The sequence below is a fragment of the Brucella sp. IR068 genome (assembly GCF_049065885.1).
GTDB lineage: Bacteria > Pseudomonadota > Alphaproteobacteria > Rhizobiales > Rhizobiaceae > Brucella > Brucella intermedia.
Window position 1 is genome coordinate 1 of sequence record NZ_JBAKHE010000007.1, and the last position, 19207, is coordinate 19207.

The following is a 19207-nucleotide window of genomic DNA, read 5'->3' on the forward strand; positions in this document are numbered from 1 at the left end:
TGCAAAGGGTTCTGCTTTTTTACGAACGAAAGTTCCTGCCGGGCACGACCCAACCTCTTTGCAGCCGTCAGTGCGGTGTTGCATTCACCCCAATGACAAACGAGGCCGGAACGAAGTTTACCGTTCCGGCCTCAAATGTATAAGCCGGGTCAGAACCCGGCTTTTACATCTGCGGCTTAGGCAGCGGCAGATTTTGTGTGAGCGCGTATCAGGCGACCAAGCCGCTTGATGCCTTCATCGATCATCTCGTCATTGGCGCAGGAATAGCTGAGGCGCAGTGTATTGGCTCCGCTGCCGTCAGCAAAGAAAGCGCGGCCCGGAACGAACGCGACTTTTTCGCTATCGATGGACGCGGCAAGCAGTGCAGCTCCATCCATGCCTTCCGGCAACGTGACCCAGACGAACATGCCGCCCTCAGGCTTCGTCCAACTCGTGGTCTCCGGCATATATTTCGCCAGCGCTTCGAGCATCTTGTCGCGACGGTGCTTATAAACCCTGTGCAGCTTCGCTACCTGAGCATCGAAGCCACTGCTGGCAACGCGCTGAATGGCGATCTGGTTGATCGTGGAAGAGTGAAGGTCCGCTGCCTGCTTCATCAGAACAAGCTTGCGAATAACCGGCTTCGACGCCACCACATAGCCGACGCGCAGGCCCGGAGCCAGCGTCTTGGAGAAGGAACCGCAATAGATGGTGCGGGTCTTCTCGATATCGCCGCCGTTACGGGCAATGTCGAGTGCCAGGATCGGCGAAATCGCATCGCCATTGTAGCGAAGATACTGGTAAGCCGCGTCCTCGATCACCGGAATGTCAAGTTCATCCGCCTGTGCGAGCAGTTTCTCGCGGCCAGCAAGATCGACGGTTTCGCCCGTCGGATTGCTGAAATCGGCAGACAGATAAGCGAACTTCACCTGACCGCCAGCTTTTTCCGCTGCCTGCGCATAGGATTCCGGCGTGCGATTGCCCTTGATCGCCAGTATATCGTAATTGGGCTCGTAAGCGTTGAAGGCCTGGAGCGCGCCGAGATAGGTCGGTGCGGTCACGAGCGCCGTGTCGGCAGGCGACAGGAACAGCTTGCCCAGATAGTCGAGCGCCTGCTGGGAACCCGATGTGATGAACACATTGTCTTCCGTGCAGGGAATGCCGATCTTGGCAAGCTCACCGACGAGCCAGGTGCGCAGCGGCTTGTAGCCTTCCGAAATGGAATATTGCAGCGCTGCATTGGCTTCGGGACCGGTAAGAATATCCTTATAGGCGGCCTGGAATTCGTCATGCGGGAAAAGCGCCGGATCAGGAATTCCGCCCGCAAACGAAATAATATCGGGCCGTTCCAGAAGCTTCAGCAGTTCGCGGATTTCTGATGCGCGCATACGTTTCGAGCGCGTTGCAAATACATTTTCCCAGTCCAACACGGGAAATCTCCTCAATTAGACTATCCGTAGATTTTACGGAACTTGTAATAGCGAAGTCTCCTCAGAACTTGGCTATTGGATGTGAAGCTCTAGCGCACTTTTCGGCAGACGAGAACAGCTTTTCCCATGCTTCTATGGAATAAAGATATTCGGAATTGTTTTGGGCCTTTAAGTGCATGAAACGAAAAACTGGCGCAGAATTTGAGTTCTTTTCGTTCGCAACGAACGCATAAGCCTTCTGGGACGCCAACTATTAAGGGGGCGCATGAAACGCCCCCTTGATCGAACAATGGAAGCTGAAGTCTCTTAGTTGCGAGCCTTGTCCACGAGCTTGTTCTTTTCAATCCACGGCATCATTGCGCGCAGCTTGCCGCCCACTTCTTCGATCTGGTGAGCATCGTTCATGCGGCGGATACCCTTGAAGCGGGCAGCGCCGGCCTTCCACTCCTGCATCCAATCCGATGTGAACTTGCCCGTCTGGATGTCTTTGAGGACGCGCTTCATTTCAGCCTTGGTTTCGGCAGTGATAATGCGCGGGCCGGTCACGTACTCGCCCCACTCGGCCGTATTCGAGATCGAGTAGTTCATGTTGGCGATGCCGCCTTCGTAGATCAGGTCCACGATCAGCTTCATTTCGTGCAGGCACTCGAAATACGCCATTTCCGGCGCATAGCCAGCTTCGACCAGAACTTCAAAGCCTGTACGGATCAGTTCGACCACGCCGCCGCAGAGAACAGCCTGTTCGCCGAACAGATCGGTTTCGCACTCTTCCTTGAAAGTGGTTTCGATGACGCCCGAACGACCGCCGCCGACGCCCGAAGCGTAGGAGAGCGCCAGATCGTGCGCGTTGCCCGACGCATCCTGGTGAATGGCGATGAGGCAAGGTACGCCGCCACCCTTCTGATATTCGCCGCGAACCGTATGGCCCGGGCCCTTTGGCGCGATCATCACGACGTCAACCGACTTCTTTGGCTCGATGAGGCCGAAATGGACATTGAGGCCATGGGCGAAGGCGATAGCAGCGCCATCACGAAGATTGTCGTGAATGTGCTCCTTGTAGATGTCGGCCTGCAACTCGTCAGGCGTTGCCATCATCATGAGGTCGGCCCACTTGGCGGCATCGGCAACATTCATCACTTCGAAGCCGTCAGCCTGTGCCTTCTTCGCAGTCGCAGAACCTTCACGAAGGGCCACGCGCACGTTAGCGGCACCGGAATCCTTGAGGTTCAGCGCATGGGCACGGCCCTGGCTGCCGTAACCGACGATAACCACCTTCTTCGACTTGATCAGGTTAACGTCTGCATCCCGATCGTAGTAAACGCGCATTTCCTTATTCCCTTCGTTCAGATTGTTCTTCGGCTTTCTCGCGTCCGCCGATGTGATTAGGCCCCGTAGAGGGCAAAAAACTGCTTGGTGGCGCGCCGGGCGTCCCGGATGACCACGTCGTCAGTCAGTTCCAGATGGTCGCCAAGCAGCAACCGTATTTGCATGTCCCGGACGACGAGCCCGAAAAACGTGCGAAATGCCTCATCAATATCGTCGAAGGTCAGCAAACCGGCCTCCTGCCCCATATGCAGAATGGGCTTGAGGCGCTTGGCCATGGCCACAGGGCCGTTGGCCAGGACGATATCGCCCAATGCGGATTTTGCGGACGCTGCGTGGCTCACCGCGAGGCGGTTCAGAGCAATCGAGGTCTTCCCCGACAGCACCAGAAGCCAGTCGCGCGCGAAATGCTCCAGACTGGAAAACAGGGACTCCGCATCGAGCTTCTCACGCGTCAGCGGCACAACGCGAACCTTCGAGGCCTGCCAGCGAACCATCGCGGTCAACAGACCATCGCGGTCACCAAACCATTTGTAGAGGCTTTCCTTCGAGCAGTTGGCGGCACGCGCAATACTTGCCGTCGTCAAAGCGCGGTCCCCGCCTTCCACTAGAAGGCGCAACGCCTGCTCCAGAACATCGTTCTGACGCGGCGAAAGAGCCTGCTGCTTTTGAGCCTGCAATTCGTCGCTGGTATCAGTCACGGGTCTTTCCTCCACCTTGTACCGTACGGTACGGTTCCCCAATTCATAATTATTGTTCCCGCCACGGTCAAGCGTGTTTTCGAAAATTACAGTTCGCTACTGCAGAATTCAGTTCGGTGCGCATAGAACGCAAAAAGCGCCCTCCCGAAGCCGGGAAAGCGCCTTGGAAAATTGTCGGCTCAAGCAGGTTTAGAGGTTTACCTGCGTTCCAATTTCCACCACTCGACCTGTCGGTATCTGGAAATATTCGGTTGCGTCTGATGCCGTGCGCGCAAGCAGGATGAACAGCTTGTCCTGCCAGAGCGGCAGGCCGGAATGCGCGGATGCCTTGAGTGACCGGCGCGACAGGAAGAAAGACGTGGTCATGATGTCGAATTTCCAGCCGAGCTTGCGACAGATGCCGAGCGCCCGCGGGATGTTAGGCTGTTGCATATAGCCGAAAGTGAGCGTCACCTGCATGAAGCGCTCGTTATATTGGGACACCCGTGCCCGGTCGGCACTCGAAACCCATGGCTTCGAGGCGGTCACAACCGTCAATATGACATTGTTTTCGTGCAGAACCTTGTAGTGTTTCAGGCTATGCATGAGGGCGGTCGGAGCGCTTTTTGGGTCGCCCGTCAGAAAAACAGCCGTACCCGGCACGATGGTAGGCGGACGCTTGGTCATTTGCTGGACGATCAGGTCCAGCGGAACTTCAGCCTTGCGGGTCTTGTGAAACAGGTGCCGCGTTCCCCGCACCCAGGTCCACATGATGAGGACCAGCACCACTGCGATACCGATCGACGCCCACCCGCCTTCGTGAACCTTGATGATGTTCGCACTGAAAAACATGATGTCGATGATAAGGAAGCCGAGAATAAATGGCAGGGCGCGGCTTACACGCCAGTTCCAGATACGAGTCATCACGATATAGAGCAGAACCGTCGTCACCAGCATGTTACCGGTGACGGCAATGCCATATGCCGCCGCAAGATTGCTGGATTTCTCGAAACCGAGCACCAGAATGACCACTGCCAGCCCCAGAAGCAGGTTGACGCGCGGGATATAAATCTGGCCGTGCAGCTTTTCCGAGGTGTGCTGGATTTCCAAGCGGGGAAGAATGTTGAGCTGAACGGCCTGACGCGCCACGGAGTAGGCGCCGGTAATAACCGCCTGGCTCGCTATCACGGTCGCAGCGGTGGCAAGCAACACCATGGGCAGGAGTGCGAAACTTGGCATCATTTGGAAGAACGGCAGCGCAGCCGCTTCACCGTGAGAAAGAATGAACGCAGCCTGCCCGAAATAGTTGAGCAGCAGGCATGGGAAAACGATCCAGAGCCATGCACGGACAATGGGCTTGCGCCCAAAATGGCCGAGATCGGCGTAAAGGGCTTCAGCGCCCGTCATTGCGAGAAAAACGGCGCCGACCGTAATGAATGCGATGCCGGGGCTGACCACCAGAAAGCGCACCGCATAATAGGGATTAAGCGCGACCATCACGGTAGGATCATCGAAAATATGCCATAGACCCGACGCGCCCAGCGCCAGAAACCACAATGCCATGATCGGTCCGAAGACGATGGCAACCTTTCCCGTTCCCAATTTTTGTACGGAGAACAGCGTCACGAGAATAACGACGGTTATGGGAACCACGAAAGGCGTAAGATCGGGAGCGACAATCTCCAGTCCTTCCATTGCCGAAAGGACCGATATGGCGGGCGTGATGACCGCATCGCCGAAGAACAGCGCCGCGCCGCAGATGCCTACCCCCAGGATCAGGTCCGGCCTGCCTTTCAACGCACTTCTGACAAGGGCCATTAGCGAAAGAATGCCACCCTCGCCATTATTGTCTGCACGCAGAACAAACAGCACATATTTGATTGTGACAACCAGTGTCAGCGCCCAGAAGATCAGTGAAACGACGCCGAGAATATCGCTGCGGGCGAGAATGCCGTCACTCGCGGCTGCATGAAGCGCTTCACGAAAAGCGTAGATAGGGCTGGTGCCGATGTCGCCGTAGACGACACCCAATGCTCCCAGCACCAGCGTCTTCATGCTCTCATTGTGCTGCCCGGCATCTTCAGCAAACGCAACGCTTTCAGGAACACCGACTGCAGGCACACCAGCCTGCATCGGCGTGTCATTGCCATTTAGCTCGCCGCTCATATGCAGGCACCTCGCAACTTCCTGAAAACGTTCTGGCTGGAGTTACTGGGATCGAATTGAGATAATGAGCGTATTCGCAAAAAGTTGCGAATTGCGGCATCGCTGCCAAGCCTTCCCCCGACCAGTTTCAATCATGGTCATGGCGTCGACTGAACGTAGCAATCTGCACGAATGCAACAACATTGCAAATGCCGCAGCGCGCAAAGCAGACGTCGGAGAACTGCTTCAATGCTTCCCTCATACGATCCTGCGCGCCCCCAAACGCATCTGAATAGTGGCGGACGCCTATAGCTTGTCGCATCCGAATGCAAATGCGCTTTTTGCAAAGCTCCAATCCCAGCCATGCATCAAGCGCATTGAATAACATCTATCGCAAGGCCGCGATATAGCGGCTTACCGTCGTCGGCATCCCATACATGAGGGCATCGGCTGTCAATCCATGCCCGATGGAAACTTCATTCAGTTGAGGAACACGTTTAACAAGCGCAGGCAGGTTGTCTACTGTTAGATCATGCCCGGCATTGATGGCCAATCCCAACGCCGTGGCAACATTTGCAGCCTTTTCCAGACGATCCAGTTCGTGCACCGCGGCAGCCGGATCGTCGTAGGTAGCGCCGTAGGGACCGGTATAGAGTTCCACCCGGTCCGCCCCGATAGCCTTTGCGCGTTCGTATCCCAACGGATCGGGGTCGGCGAACAACGACACCCTCATTCCACCTGCTTTCAGGCGAGCGACTATCGGCGCGAGAAAATCAGACTTCGACACGAAGTCCCATCCGTGATCAGATGTCGCCTGTGTCGGATCATCAGGCACAAGCGTCACCTGCTCAGGCTGATGCTTCTCCACGAGATCTAGAAATGCCTCGCTTGGAAAGCCTTCGATATTGAACTCCGCCTGCGGAAACTCGTCATCGATCAAAGCGCGTATTTCGCCGAGGTCGGAAAACCGGATGTGACGCTGGTCTGGACGCGGATGCACCGTCAATCCGGCAGCCCCTGCAGCGAGCGCGGCGCGGCCTAGACCGGTAACGCTTGGCCACGGCAAATCGCGCCGGTTTCGCAGCATCGCAACAGCGTTGAGATTGACCGATAATTTCGCAGGCATTGGAGACTCCCGGATGAATATTCCGCTTTATAACGCCTGCCATGAAAAAATGTGAGTGTTTTGCCGTCGCACCACGCCTGCAATCCCCAACCGCGCAAGTTTGTTGTAACAAACTGGGTTTGCAGAGCTTTTTCAGTTCGTATCAATTTGGCGCTGGACGCAACCTTTGACCCCGCTTCGGCGTTTGAATCTGATCAATGATGGAGGTCTATGATGCGAAATGAGGACATACCCGTCATTCGCCGCATTCCCACAAACCGGGATGACGTTTTTGCCTTTGCAATCGAGGGGCATCTTGACGACGCATCGCTGGAGAACCTCTACGGACTTCTCGATGCCGCTTACGAAACCCACGACGAAATCGATCTTCTGGTCCGTCTCACCGGCTATGAAGGCTTCGACTGGACCGCTGCGTTTTCGGAGAGCATGTTGTCCATGCGTGCCAAATCGCTCAAAAAGCTTCGCCGCTATGCTATCGTGGGCGGTCCACTGTGGATACAGGCCAGCATAACCCTCATGCAGCCGTTCCTCTCGATAGAACTCCGTGCATTTGAAGCGGACGAAGAAAACGAGGCTTGGGAATGGCTCGGCGCAAGACCGATCGAAGAATGATTATTTTACGATAGTCAGGCGTTCGGCGGCGCGGGTAATGGCCGTATAAAGCCAACGCTCACGCGTATCGCGGAACGCAAAACTTTCGTCAAAAAGCACCACTTCGTCCCATTGGGAGCCCTGCGCTTTATGAACCGTCAAGGCATAGCCATAATCGAAATCGTCATAACGCTTTTTGGTCTGCCACGGAATTTCACTGTCCGGATCTTCGAACTGCGCCTTCAACAGCTTGATCTTCGCAACGCCGCGGTCATCGTCCTCGGGCGTAACAAGCAGGTTGATGCCCGGCTTCACGGTTTCCTTGGAAGAGGTCATCACCTTCCATAAAGATCCGTTGAGAAGCCCCTTGGCAGGATCGTTGCGAAGGCAAACCAGCTTGTCGCCAGCCTGCGGATAATCCGCAGTGAAGCCCTTCAATTCCCGCAGGCGCTGATTGTAGCGGCGTCGCGTTCGGTTTGTACCGACCAGCACCTGATCGGCAGCCAGAACCATCTCCTGATTGACATCGCCTTTACCGATAACCTTCGCAGCGCCGTGGTCGCCATAGGGAAGTTCCCTTCCCTCTCGCACGTCGAGCGCCATACGGATGATCGGATTGTCCTGTGCCTGACGATGAATCTCGGTCAGCAGGTAATCCGGCTCGTGCTCCGTGAAAAACCCACCACCGGAAATCGGAGGCAACTGTCCCGGATCGCCAAGGACAAGGATAGGCGTGCCGAAACTCATCAAATCCCGCCCCAGCGCTTCATCGACCATGGAACATTCGTCCACGACGATCATCGCTGCCTTGGCGACAGGGCTTTGCCGGTTGAGCGAGAAGGTCGGCGCGATGGAGGTCTTGCCGGTGGTTTCGTCTTCGATCGCTTCTTCACCGCGCGGGCGATAGATGAGCGAATGAAGCGTGCGAGCGTTGCTGGCACCTTTCGAACGCAGCACCTGAGCTGCCTTCCCGGTAAACGCAGCAAACTGCACATCGCCATCCACATGCTCGGCGAAATAACGGGCGAGCGTCGTCTTGCCCGTACCCGCATAGCCGAACAATCTGAAAATGGGGCTGCGACCGTCCTTGAGCCAATGCCCCACGGCTTTCAGCGCCTGATCCTGTTCCGGTGAAAACTGCATGATCCTTTCAGACAGGATTCGCCGCCTGAAAACAAGATCAAACCGTGATCAAACGTTTTTGCTCATCAAAGCTGCAAATCTGTCGAGATCAACGTTACCGCCGCTGACGATGACGCCTACGCGCTTGCCTTGCAGCTTCGACGCTATCTGTCGCGCTCCGGCAAAAGCAAGACAGCCGGTGGGCTCGACGATCATCTTCATCCGGCTGGCGAAGAATTTCATGCCTTGCACGAGCTCATCGTCGCCAACCGCCAGAATATCGCGAACGGTGTTGCGAATGATAGCAAAGGTCATGTCACCCAGCGCCTGCGTCTGCGCACCGTCCGCCAACGTCTTTGGAACATCTATATGGACTATCTTGCCGGAGCGGAGCGATTGCTGGCCGTCATTTCCAGCCTCCGGTTCCACCCCGTAGACATCGCAAGCGGGCGACAAGGCTTTCGCGGCCAGCGCCGAACCCGCAAGCAGGCCACCGCCGCCGAGACAGACGAACAATGCATCGAGCGGGCCGGTTTCCTCGATCAGTTCCTTGGCGGCGGTCCCCTGGCCAGCGATGATATCGGGATGATTGAACGGCGGAATGAGGGTCAGCCCGCCCTCCTCCGCCAGCCGGCCTGAAATCGCATCGCGATCTTCTTCGTAGCGGTTATAGGTTACAACCCTCGCACCATAGCCTCGCGTTGCTTCCAGCTTGGCGCGCGGCGCGTCTTCGGGCATGATGATGGTCGCTCCGATGCCGAGCAATTTTGCTGCAAGCGCTATCGCCTGGGCATGATTGCCGGATGAAAAAGCCAGCACACCCCGCGCCTTTTGCTCATCTGTAAACCGGGACAAAGCATTGAATGCACCTCGAAACTTGAATGCACCAATGCGCTGAAAATTTTCACACTTGAAAAAGAACTGCGCGCCGGTTTCGCGGTCGATCGTGGACGATGTGAATACGGGCGTATGGTGCGCATGGCCTTCGATCTGCTTTGCGGCCGAGATCACGTCATCGTAAGTTGGAAGCTTGTTCATCATCTGCCTCTTCATCTTTATTTCAGCATTGGCCACAGGCTCAGCACGAGCAGCAAAGCCATGACAAGATTGAACCATTTCAACCGAACAGGATCGGAAAGCCAGTTGCGCAGCAAGGTTCCGAACCCCGCCCAGACCGACACGCTCGGCAAGTTCACGATCGCGAAGGCAGTGCTCACCAGAAGCACGGCAACATAATAATTGTCGTGGTTGGCATAGGTGGCAATGCCGGTGACTGCCATCACCCACGCTTTCGGATTGACCCACTGGAACGCTGCCGCCTGAAGGAAAGTCATCGGCACGCTCTTATCGCGATGTCTGGCTTCTCCGATGGAGCGCGACATGGCGATTTTCCAGGCGAGATAAAGCATATAGGCGCCACCGGCGAATTTCAGCGCCGTATAGAATGACGGCACCGTTTCGATCAAAGCGCCGAGGCCGAAGCCGACCGCCAGGAGCAATACGAAGAAGCCGACGCCGATCCCCAGCATATGCGGAATGGTGCGGCGGAAACCGAAATTTACACCTGATGCCAGCAGCATCAGATTGTTCGGTCCCGGTGTAACGGATGAGACAAAGGCGAAGACAAGAAGCGCCAGAAAAATTTCGATAGACATAGGACGGCCCCGATTTATAGGGACAAATTAGCTCAATAAAAAACCGGCACAATCGAAACATTGTGCCGGTTTTTAACGATATTGTATCGATCGCCTCGGAAGCTATTACATGCCTTCCGGCCCCCGGTTCATGGCCGCAACGCCGGTACGACAGGTCTCAACCAGACCGAGCGGCTTCATGATCGAGATGAACTGATCGATCTTGGCAGTTTTTCCGGTGATTTCCAGAATGAAATGATCTGTCGTCGCATCAACCACCTTGGCCTTGAATGCGTCGGCCAGACGTAGCGTCTCGGCCCTTGCCTCACCTTTGCCGGCGACCTTCACCAATGCCAGTTCACGCTCCACCGGACGATCATGGCCGAGTTCCGAGGCGCGATGACTGAGATCGACAACGCGGTGAACCGGCACGATGCGGGCCAGCTGGTGGCGTATCTGGTCGAGCACATGCGGGGTGCCGCGCGTCACGATTGTGATGCGCGAGAGGTGCTTTTCATGCTCGGTTTCCGAAACGGTCAGGCTTTCGATATTGTAGCCACGGCCGGAGAAAAGACCGATCACGCGGGCAAGGACGCCCGGTTCGTTGTCAACGAGGACGGCAAGCGTGTGCGTTTCCGGCATTTGCGTTTCGGCAGCGATGAAATAGGCCGATCCGGAAGCTAGGTTCTGTGCGTTCATGATTTCTTTCCTCCGGGTCAGACGAGCGCGCGGCCCTTGGCATCGATTGCATTGGCAACGGCTTCATCTGTTGCTTCATCCGGCAACAGCATTTCGTTATGCGCCTTGCCCGACGGGATCATTGGGAAGCAGTTGGCGAGATTTGCCACGCGGCAATCGAAAATAACCGGCTTGTCGATATCGATCATTTCCTGAATGGCGGCATCGAGATCGCCCGGCTTTTCACAGCGGATGCCGTGCGCGCCATAGGCTTCGGCCAGCTTCACGAAATCCGGCATCGCCTCCGTGTAGGAGTGCGACAGACGGTTGCCATGCAGAAGCTGCTGCCACTGGCGCACCATGCCCATATACTGGTTGTTCAGGATGAAGATCTTGATCGGTGCATTGTGCTGGATCGCAGCCGACATTTCCTGAATGCACATCTGGATGGATGCATCGCCTGCAATATCGATAACCAGAGCATCAGGGTGCGCGATCTGCACGCCGAGCGCCGCCGGCAGACCATAACCCATGGTGCCGAGACCCCCGGAGGTCAGCCAGCGGTTGGGCTCCTCGAAGCCATAGAACTGCGCAGCCCACATCTGGTGCTGTCCCACCTCAGTAGTGATGTAGGTCTTGCGATCCTTTGTCAGTTCATACAGCCGCTGAATTGCATATTGCGGCATGATGACGTCCCGGTTCGGCGCATAGGCAAGCGAATTGCGGGAGCGCCAGCGGTCGATCTGCTCCCACCATGCGCCGATTGCCTGCTTTTCCGGTTTCCTCTCAGAAGCGCGGAACTGACGAACGATGTCTTCCAGAACGTGGGCAACGTCGCCAATGATCGGCACGTCGACGCGAACATTCTTGTTGATCGAAGATGGATCGATATCGATATGAATTTTCTTCGAGTTCGGGGAAAATGCGTTCAGGCGCCCGGTGATACGGTCGTCGAAACGGGCACCAACACACAGCATGACATCGCAGTCATGCATGCTCATGTTGGCTTCATAGGTGCCGTGCATGCCGAGCATTCCAAGCCAGTTCTTGCCGGAAGCCGGATAAGCGCCCAGTCCCATAAGCGTGGAGGTGATCGGGAAATTGCTGATCTCCACCAGCTCGCGCAGCAGACGGGAAGCTGCCGGGCCGGAGTTGATCACGCCGCCGCCGGAATAGATGACGGGCTTCTTCGCATTGACGAGCAGACGAACGGCATCCGAAATTGCCTGCGCATTGCCGTCGAGAACCGGACGGTAGCTGGTGCGCGGTGCAGTTTCCGGCGGCGTATAAATGCCCTTGGCGAACTGGATATCCTTCGGAATGTCGACCACAACGGGACCCGGACGACCGGTGGAAGCGACATGAAAGGCTTCGTGCAGGATGCGCGCCAGATCGTTGACGTCCTTTACGAGCCAATTGTGCTTCGTGCAGGGGCGTGTAATGCCGATCGTATCGCATTCCTGAAATGCATCGGAACCGATCAGGGTCGTCGGCACCTGGCCCGAAATGCAAACCAGCGGAATGGAGTCCATCAGAGCGTCCTGAAGCGGCGTGACCGCATTGGTCGCACCCGGACCGGATGTGACAAGCATCACCCCAACCTTGCCGGTCGAACGCGCGTAGCCTTCCGCCGCATGTCCGGCGCCCTGCTCGTGACGCACCAGAACGTGCTGAACCTTGTCCTGCTGGAAGAGCTCGTCATAGATCGGAAGCACAGCGCCACCGGGATAACCGAAGATGCTCTCGACGCCCTGATCGATCAAAGCCTGAATGACCATTTCCGCGCCGGTCATTTCGCGCGGATTGCTTGCTTCCTGCGTTTCTGCGGCGTTTGCGTCCGCCTCACGTTTACCTGCAGTCATTGTTCTCTTCCCGTCTGCATTTCATTTCTGATTTGGATAATAAAAAAGGCCCCCGAGGGAGCCTGTCTTTCGCGCATGGGAGCTTTCGCCGGATGGTTACACCATCCTGCCCATGCGCGCCCGTACCACAAGAATAATAATCGTGTTCATGGTGGCGGACACTAATAGCCGGATTTGGCGTCGTCAACGCATAAATACATCGCCCGCGATATTTTCTTAGGCTCGCTCACCCTAAACGATAACTTTATTTCAACCGAAGACTCTTATCCTGATGCGAAACCTCCTGTTGAAAGTTGGGGCAAGCGGGCAGCATGAGCGAAATCGGCGACAATTCCGGCGCACGAGAACACGGCGAATACGTGCAGCGCAATCGCACGGAAGGGTACGTCATCCAGTGTGATGGCGCAGGCGCCATCGTCTCGGCGTTGTCAGGCCCTTCCTCCGCCGCATCCGACGATTACTGGGCAGTGGGACAGCTGATATCCATTCGGTCAGGCGACAATCGCGTCGTCGGTCTTATTCGCAATGTGCTTGTGCCGGGTGATGTCTGGATACGCGGCGGTGACAACACGCTCCATGTCCATGTCGAGTTTCTGGGCGAGGTTCGCGTGCAGTCCAATGGGCAAACCACATTCAACGGCGGTATTTCTCAATTTCCCCATCCGGGCGCTATCGCCCACCGTATCCGCGCGAGCGACCTGGCGGCCATTTATGCCCAGACCGGGCACAGCAGCGTTTCGATCGGCACGTTGACACAGGACGCAACAGTTCAGGCTCATATTTCGGTCGACGATCTTATTTCCCGGCATTTCGCCATCGTTGGCACAACGGGCGTCGGTAAATCGAGCGCAGTCATGCTGCTTCTGCGCCGCATCGTCGCCGAAAAGCCCAATCTTCGTGTACTCATCCTAGATCCACACAACGAGTTCGCGAGCGCATTTCCTGACCTCGCAGTAGCCGTCGATCAGACGAATATCGAGCTGCCGTTCTGGATGCTGCGGCTTGAAGAATTCGCAGACGTGATCTTTCGCGGGCGCGCGCCCGATCCGATGGAACTCGATATACTGCGCGATCTTGTCCAGCTTGCGCGGGAAAAAATGCAAGGCACCGAGCCGTTGTCCGCGAAAACCTTGCGGCGGCAGCTGGCGGACCGGCAGAGCGTCAGCGCCGACACGCCCGTTGCCTATCGCCTCCCAGATCTGATCGCCCTCATCGACGAACGCATGGGGCTTCTCGACAGCAAAGCGGAACGTCCTTATCTGCGAAGCCTCAAGGCTCGTCTGGAATCGATTTCTGCCGATCCTCGCTTCCGCTTCATGTTTGCCGTGACTGGGGGACCCGAGACGATGCGGCACGCCATTGGCCGCATTTTCCGCATCCCACAAAACGGAAAGCCCATCTGCACATTCCAGCTTGCGGGATTGCCTTCCGAGGTGGTCAACGCCGTCGCGTCGGTTTTGTGCCGACTGGCGTTCGATATCGCTCTATCAAGCGAAGGCAGCCTGCAGACGCTGGTGATCTGCGAAGAAGCTCACCGCTATATTCCGGCCGACCGCGACGCCGGCTTCTGGCCGACACGGCAGGCTATAGCCCGGATTGCCAAGGAAGGCCGAAAATACGGTTCCTATCTTGGCGTCATCAGCCAGCGCCCTGGCGAGCTTGACGCGACAATCCTGTCGCAATGCAATTCCATTTTCGCGATGCGGCTCGGCAATGAACGCGACCAGGAAATCATCAAAGGTGCCATTCGCGGCGGCGCGCAAAGTATGGCGGGTTTCCTTTCATCGATCGCCAATCGCGAGGCCATCGCCTTCGGCGAAGCCTTCTCGACGCCCATGCGACTTACATTTGAGACTATTCCATCCCATCAGCTTCCGGGACGCAGCAAAAGCGAAAGCGCCCTTTCCGGTTGGCGCAACGACGGCAAGATATCGCTGGACCGTATCGTCGAAAAGCTGCGCGCATTCGAAAGCAGCTCCCAGGCGGAACCAGCGGACCGGCTCGCAGACGACGACAATCTTTGGGGCAACCCGGCTTCCACCTCTCATCGCGACCATGCATCGATCGGAGAGCAATTTCATCGGGCACCTTCATTGAAGCCGCAAACTCCACTCAGCCTGGACACGAAACAGAGCATTGAGAAGATGGGCGAATTGGTGCGCAGTTTTCGCAAGGACCGCGAGCGCTAGACACGCTCAGGCGCAGACGCGGTTGCGTCCCATGTTCTTTGCTGCATAGAGCATCTTGTCTGCGCGGCGATAGAGATCCTTCGAGGTCTCGCGACGGTCCCATATCGCAAGACCGATACTGACGGTAACACCAAGCTTTTCGTCACCGAGATCGATTTCAAGCGCCGATATTGCCTTGCGAATGCGATTGGCAAGCTTGATCATCAATTCCGCATCCATGTTCGGTGCGAGGACTGCGAACTCCTCCCCACCCAGCCGGGCGACAACGTCATGATAGCGTGTGTAATCCCTGAGGCACCGCGCCACCTCCTGCAATACGATGTCGCCAACGTCATGCCCGTAAGTATCATTCACGGTCTTGAAGTGATCGAGGTCGATAATCATCAGCCCGACGGGCCGGTGAATACGGTCGAACTGGACCAGATATTCCTTCAGCGCCTCGTCGAAATAACGCCGGTTCTGCATGCCCGTCAGGCTGTCCGTCAGCGCAGCATGTTCGAGGGTCTGCGACCGCTCGGAAAGATCCTGCGTGATGACCTGCAACTTGCCGCGATCCAGCGCATCGATTCTTATTTGGGGGTAGATCAGGAACAGCCCGCAAGCGAGCGTCGCCGCCAGCAACCAGATCGTGACGTCGTTCAACTGGTCCAGCCGCGAAACCAGTTCCAAGGTGCGCCCCTCAAGCGGTAAGGTCAGCAATTGTCCGATGTCAACGCGAGCCTGGTAGAGCAGCAGCCCGATACCGACCATCAAAACGATCAGAATAAAAAATGCCCGCTCCGATCTGTTGAACCGCATAATCCACGCCCGCCTCCTGTTTCAGAGAGTGCCAGCGAGTTATTTCGTTGTCGTTAATTGAGCGAAAGCATCATTAGAATTTGCATGGACGGACCAGCTGGCATTGAGCTGATTTCGAAACCATGTCGATTGACGCTTCGCATATTGCCGCGTGGCGATAACCGAACGATCAACAGCTTCTTCTCGGGACATCGTGCCTTCAAGGTACGCAGTGATTTCACGCACACCGATGGCTTTCATCGCTGGCAGTCCGGGGTCCAGATCAAGGGCCAGCAATGCCTTGACCTCGTCGATCGCGCCATTGTCCCACATCAACGCAAATCGCTGCGCGATGCGCTCTGAAAGCCATGCCCGATCAGGCGCCAATACAATTTTATGGGCGCTGTTTTCATCTACAAGGGCCCTACCTTTTGTCTGCTGCCAATCGAGAAGAGACTTTCCGGTGCCCTCCAGCACTTCCAGTGCCCGAACGATGCGCTGACTGTCGGCAGGCTGAAGTGTTGCAGCCATATCTGGATCGCGTTCACCGAGGATCCGGTGAAGCAACTCCGGTCCATCTGTCTCCATTCGCCCTCGCCAATAGGCCCGAACATCACCCGGCACCTCCGGCATTTGCGACAGTCCGCCCAGCAATGCCCTGAAATAAAGCCCCGTCCCGCCGACAAAGATCGGAGTGCGGTCCTTCATCCGGGGGTGCGATAACAGACGAGCTACGTCCTCCAGCCATCGTCCGGTTGAATAGCTTATCGATGGCGCGACATGGCCGTAAAGATAATGCGGCGCGGCAGCAAGATCGGCTTTGTCCGGCCGGGCAGTCAGAAGATCGAGTACGTCGTAAACCTGCATGGAGTCGGTATTCACGATGAAGCCATCTGTGTCTCGAGCCATGCGAACCGCAAGTGCCGACTTGCCGCTGGCTGTCGGGCCAGCTATCAGGATTGCATTCGTGATCGCATCCTCATTCATCGCCGGAATTGCTCTCCATGTCCCAACAGCTTTCTCTCGTCGCCACCTTGATCGCCAATCCGGCCAAGGCTTCGCTTGCATCAGCGCTTGGGATTAAAGCGTCCTCGGCAGTGAATGCAACCGGGCTTTACTGGCTGGCCGACAACATCGCCTGCGACATTCCGCTACCATCGGGGATCAGCAGCGAAGAAGCAGAAGCCCTGCTTCGTGATGCGCTTGATGGCGCGCCAGTCGATGTCGTGGTGCAGGAACAGGAGCGTCGGCGCAAGAAGATTCTGATTGCCGACATGGATTCCACCATGATCCAGCAGGAATGCATCGACGAACTGGCGGAAGAAGCCGGCCTGCGCGAGCATGTGGCAGCGATCACCGCGCGCGCCATGAACGGTGAGATTGCATTCGAACCGGCCTTGCGCGAGCGGGTGGCCCTGTTGAAAGGCCTGCCGCTCTCCGTCATCGACAAGGTGATTTCAACCCGCATCACACTGATGCCCGGCGGACCCGAACTTGTACGCACCATGCGCAAGCATGGCGCTTACACCGCGCTTGTGTCCGGCGGCTTTACATCGTTCACCCATCGCATTGCCGAAATGATCGGCTTCAACGAAGAGCGCGCAAACAGGTTGATCGATGATGGCATGCACCTGACCGGCCTGGTCACGGAACCCATTCTCGGCCGTGAGGCCAAGGTGGAGAAGCTCGTGGAAATCGCTGATCGTCTTGGTCTTACACCGGATGATGCGATTGCGGTGGGGGACGGCGCGAACGATCTCGGCATGATCCAGCTTGCGGGAACAGGCGTGGCGCTTCATGCAAAACCAGCCGTGGCAGCGCAAGCCCGGATGCGCGTTGACCATGGCGACCTGACTGCCCTGCTCTATATTCAAGGCTACCGAAAAACGGACTTCGTTCAATGATCATTCTGGAAACCCCACGCCTCGTCGTCCGAAACTGGGAAGATCGCGACCGCGGTCTGTTCCATGTCATCAATTCCGATGAAGAGGTGATGCGTTTCTTTCCCTTTCGCAGAAACCGCGTGCAATCAGATGAATTGTTCAACCGCCTCCAGAAGACCATTTCTGAAACGGGTCTCGGTTTCTATGCGCTGGAAGAAAAAACAGGCGGTCAATGCATCGGCTTCGCCGGTCTCGCCCGCACCGATCTTGAACCTCATCTACCGGACGGCACTGTTGAAATCGGCTGGCGGCTGGCCACGCCCTATTGGGGCAAGGGTTACGTAACCGAGGCCGGCAAAGCGCTGATCGACTATGCTTTCGACACCCTTGGCCTCTCGGAAGTCGTTTCTTTCGCCGTTCACAATAACGATCGGTCTACAGCTGTCATGCAGCGCATCGGCATGATCCGTGATCCAGGGCGTGATTTTGATCACCCGCGCGTGCCGGATGAAACTCCGCATTTGAAGCGTCATGCGGTCTATCGCATTTTACAATCAGATCGATCACCTGACGTTGCATAAGCATTCAGGCAGCCTGACCGGCAACCCAGCCGGACGACCAGGCCCACTGGAAGTTATAGCCGCCGAGCCAGCCGGTGACATCCACCACCTCGCCGATGAAAAAGAGGCCGGGGACGGATTTGGCTTCCATGGTCTTGGAATCGAGCTCACGCGTATCGACCCCTCCAAGCGTAACTTCTGCGGTACGGTAACCTTCCGAGCCCGCAGGCTTGATGCGCCAGTCGTTTATCGCTGCCTCGACGCGACGGAACATCTTGTCGGACATATCCGCCAGATGACCCGTTGCGCCGACATCCTCGGCTAAGGTCTGCGCCAGCTTTCTTGGAAGATAAACAGCCAGTGCGGTCTGCAATGCCTGCTTGCCGTTCTGCTTGCGCTGCTCGCGCAGTGCTTCGAAAATGTCTGTTTCGGGCAGCATGGCTATGCGGATTTCGTCGCCTTCCCGCCAGTAGGAAGAAATCTGCAAAATCGAAGGGCCACTAATGCCGCGATGCGTAAAAAGCATCGCCTCGGCGAATTTGGTTTTACCACAGGAGACAACAGCGTCGACGGCAACACCGGCCAGCGGCTTCAGCCTTTCCAGCGTGTTGGGTTCAAACGTCAGCGGAACCAGCGCAGGTCGTGTTTCTACAATCCGCAATCCGAATTGTGTCGCGACATCGTAGCCGAAGCCTGTCGCCCCCATCTTCGGAATCGATTTCCCGCCACAGGCCACGACCAGTGATCGACAGCTAACAGGTCCGTCCGACAGTTGAAGAGAAAAGCCTTCTACAGATTTTTCAACCGAGCTGACGCTGCAACCAAGCTTCCGTCGCGCACCATGGCACTTCATTTCTGCCAGCAGCATTTCGATTATCTGCAATGCCGAACCATCGCAGAAGAGTTGTCCCAGCGTCTTCTCGTGATAGGCGATGCGATAGCGCTCAACCAGTGCAATAAAATCGCGCTGTGTATAGCGGCTGAGGGCCGAGATACAAAAGTGCGGATTCTGCGAGAGATAATTCTTCGGGCTCGCATGAAGATTAGTGAAATTGCAGCGTCCACCGCCCGATATGCGAATTTTCTCACCGGCTGTTTTGGCGTGATCCACGACCAGCACGGAACGCCCGCGTCTGGCCGCTTCGATGGCGCACATCATGCCTGCCGCACCGGCGCCTATGACCACAATATCGACTGTTTCCAACTCATCTTACTCCGAATGGCGCCG

17 protein-coding genes are annotated in these 19207 nt (G+C 56.6%); 4 read left to right on the forward strand and 13 right to left on the reverse strand.

Going from position 1 to position 19207, the window contains the following annotated elements; translation table 11 throughout:
• Window positions 1–176: 176 nt before the first annotated feature.
• From ACOWVS_RS13090 to ACOWVS_RS13110, 5 genes are all read right to left on the reverse strand, one after another.
• Window positions 177–1409, reverse strand: a complete 1233-nt coding sequence (locus tag ACOWVS_RS13090) for a PLP-dependent aminotransferase family protein (protein ID WP_031346792.1) — start codon at window positions 1407–1409, stop codon at window positions 177–179.
• A gap of 306 nt (window positions 1410–1715) precedes the next feature.
• A complete protein-coding gene (gene ilvC / locus ACOWVS_RS13095) occupies window positions 1716–2735 on the reverse strand; it encodes a ketol-acid reductoisomerase (protein ID WP_006467168.1) in 1020 nt (339 codons plus the stop codon).
• A gap of 56 nt (window positions 2736–2791) precedes the next feature.
• Entirely contained in the window at window positions 2792–3433 is a 642-nt protein-coding gene (locus ACOWVS_RS13100; protein WP_021586838.1) for a TetR/AcrR family transcriptional regulator, read from the reverse strand.
• A gap of 189 nt (window positions 3434–3622) precedes the next feature.
• A complete protein-coding gene (locus ACOWVS_RS13105; protein ID WP_021586839.1) occupies window positions 3623–5578 on the reverse strand; it encodes a potassium transporter Kup in 1956 nt (651 codons plus the stop codon).
• Window positions 5579–5945: 367 nt separating this feature from the next.
• Window positions 5946–6683 carry a pyridoxine 5'-phosphate synthase gene (locus ACOWVS_RS13110; RefSeq protein ID WP_021586841.1) on the reverse strand — a complete coding sequence of 246 codons (738 nt, stop codon included), beginning with the start codon at window positions 6681–6683 and terminating at the stop codon, window positions 5946–5948.
• A 213-nt stretch (window positions 6684–6896) separates the two neighbouring features.
• Between ACOWVS_RS13110 and ACOWVS_RS13115 the strand changes: the two genes are divergently transcribed.
• Window positions 6897–7295: an STAS/SEC14 domain-containing protein gene (locus ACOWVS_RS13115; protein ID WP_021586842.1), complete on the forward strand. Its 399-nt coding sequence runs from the start codon at window positions 6897–6899 to the stop codon at window positions 7293–7295.
• On the opposite strand, the gene ACOWVS_RS13120 is transcribed toward ACOWVS_RS13115, so the two are convergent.
• The 5 genes from ACOWVS_RS13120 to ACOWVS_RS13140 all read right to left on the reverse strand — a co-directional run bounded on the left by ACOWVS_RS13120 (window position 7296) and on the right by ACOWVS_RS13140 (window position 12570).
• On the reverse strand, window positions 7296–8417 hold the full coding sequence (locus ACOWVS_RS13120; protein ID WP_006467174.1) for an ATP-dependent DNA helicase: 1122 nt from the start codon (window positions 8415–8417) through the stop codon (window positions 7296–7298).
• A gap of 48 nt (window positions 8418–8465) precedes the next feature.
• The gene (locus tag ACOWVS_RS13125; RefSeq protein ID WP_075042018.1) at window positions 8466–9434 is read right to left on the reverse strand and encodes a threo-3-hydroxy-L-aspartate ammonia-lyase; all 969 of its coding nucleotides are present in this window, start codon (window positions 9432–9434) and stop codon (window positions 8466–8468) included.
• A gap of 17 nt (window positions 9435–9451) precedes the next feature.
• A complete protein-coding gene (locus tag ACOWVS_RS13130; RefSeq protein WP_021586844.1) occupies window positions 9452–10051 on the reverse strand; it encodes a LysE family translocator in 600 nt (199 codons plus the stop codon).
• A 105-nt stretch (window positions 10052–10156) separates the two neighbouring features.
• Window positions 10157–10729 (reverse strand): acetolactate synthase small subunit, encoded by a 573-nt coding sequence (ilvN, locus tag ACOWVS_RS13135; RefSeq protein ID WP_006467176.1) that lies wholly within the window; start codon window positions 10727–10729, stop codon window positions 10157–10159.
• A 17-nt stretch (window positions 10730–10746) separates the two neighbouring features.
• Complete coding sequence (locus ACOWVS_RS13140; RefSeq protein WP_021586845.1) at window positions 10747–12570, reverse strand: acetolactate synthase 3 large subunit; 1824 nt, start codon at window positions 12568–12570, stop codon at window positions 10747–10749.
• A gap of 311 nt (window positions 12571–12881) precedes the next feature.
• Between ACOWVS_RS13140 and ACOWVS_RS13145 the strand changes: the two genes are divergently transcribed.
• Window positions 12882–14759 (forward strand): ATP-binding protein, encoded by a 1878-nt coding sequence (locus ACOWVS_RS13145; RefSeq protein ID WP_021586846.1) that lies wholly within the window; start codon window positions 12882–12884, stop codon window positions 14757–14759.
• A 6-nt stretch (window positions 14760–14765) separates the two neighbouring features.
• Here the strand turns inward: ACOWVS_RS13145 and ACOWVS_RS13150 are convergent, their stop codons facing one another.
• On the reverse strand, window positions 14766–15557 hold the full coding sequence (locus ACOWVS_RS13150) for a GGDEF domain-containing protein (RefSeq protein ID WP_021586847.1): 792 nt from the start codon (window positions 15555–15557) through the stop codon (window positions 14766–14768).
• 39 nt (window positions 15558–15596) lie between these two features.
• Window positions 15597–16523 (reverse strand): tRNA (adenosine(37)-N6)-dimethylallyltransferase MiaA, encoded by a 927-nt coding sequence (gene miaA, locus ACOWVS_RS13155; RefSeq protein ID WP_025090501.1) that lies wholly within the window; start codon window positions 16521–16523, stop codon window positions 15597–15599.
• Window positions 16524–16540: 17 nt separating this feature from the next.
• Here miaA and serB point away from each other — a divergent pair, with 17 nt between their 5' ends.
• Together serB and ACOWVS_RS13165 are read left to right on the forward strand one after the other, a co-directional pair.
• Window positions 16541–17440 (forward strand): phosphoserine phosphatase SerB, encoded by a 900-nt coding sequence (gene serB, locus ACOWVS_RS13160; protein ID WP_021586849.1) that lies wholly within the window; start codon window positions 16541–16543, stop codon window positions 17438–17440.
• Window positions 17437–18000 (forward strand): GNAT family N-acetyltransferase, encoded by a 564-nt coding sequence (locus ACOWVS_RS13165; RefSeq protein WP_021586850.1) that lies wholly within the window; start codon window positions 17437–17439, stop codon window positions 17998–18000. The genes serB and ACOWVS_RS13165 overlap by 4 nt, the downstream gene beginning before the upstream one ends.
• A gap of 4 nt (window positions 18001–18004) precedes the next feature.
• Here the strand turns inward: ACOWVS_RS13165 and ACOWVS_RS13170 are convergent, their stop codons facing one another.
• On the reverse strand, window positions 18005–19183 hold the full coding sequence (locus ACOWVS_RS13170) for an NAD(P)/FAD-dependent oxidoreductase (protein WP_021586851.1): 1179 nt from the start codon (window positions 19181–19183) through the stop codon (window positions 18005–18007).
• Between the last annotated feature and the right edge of the window lie 24 nt (window positions 19184–19207).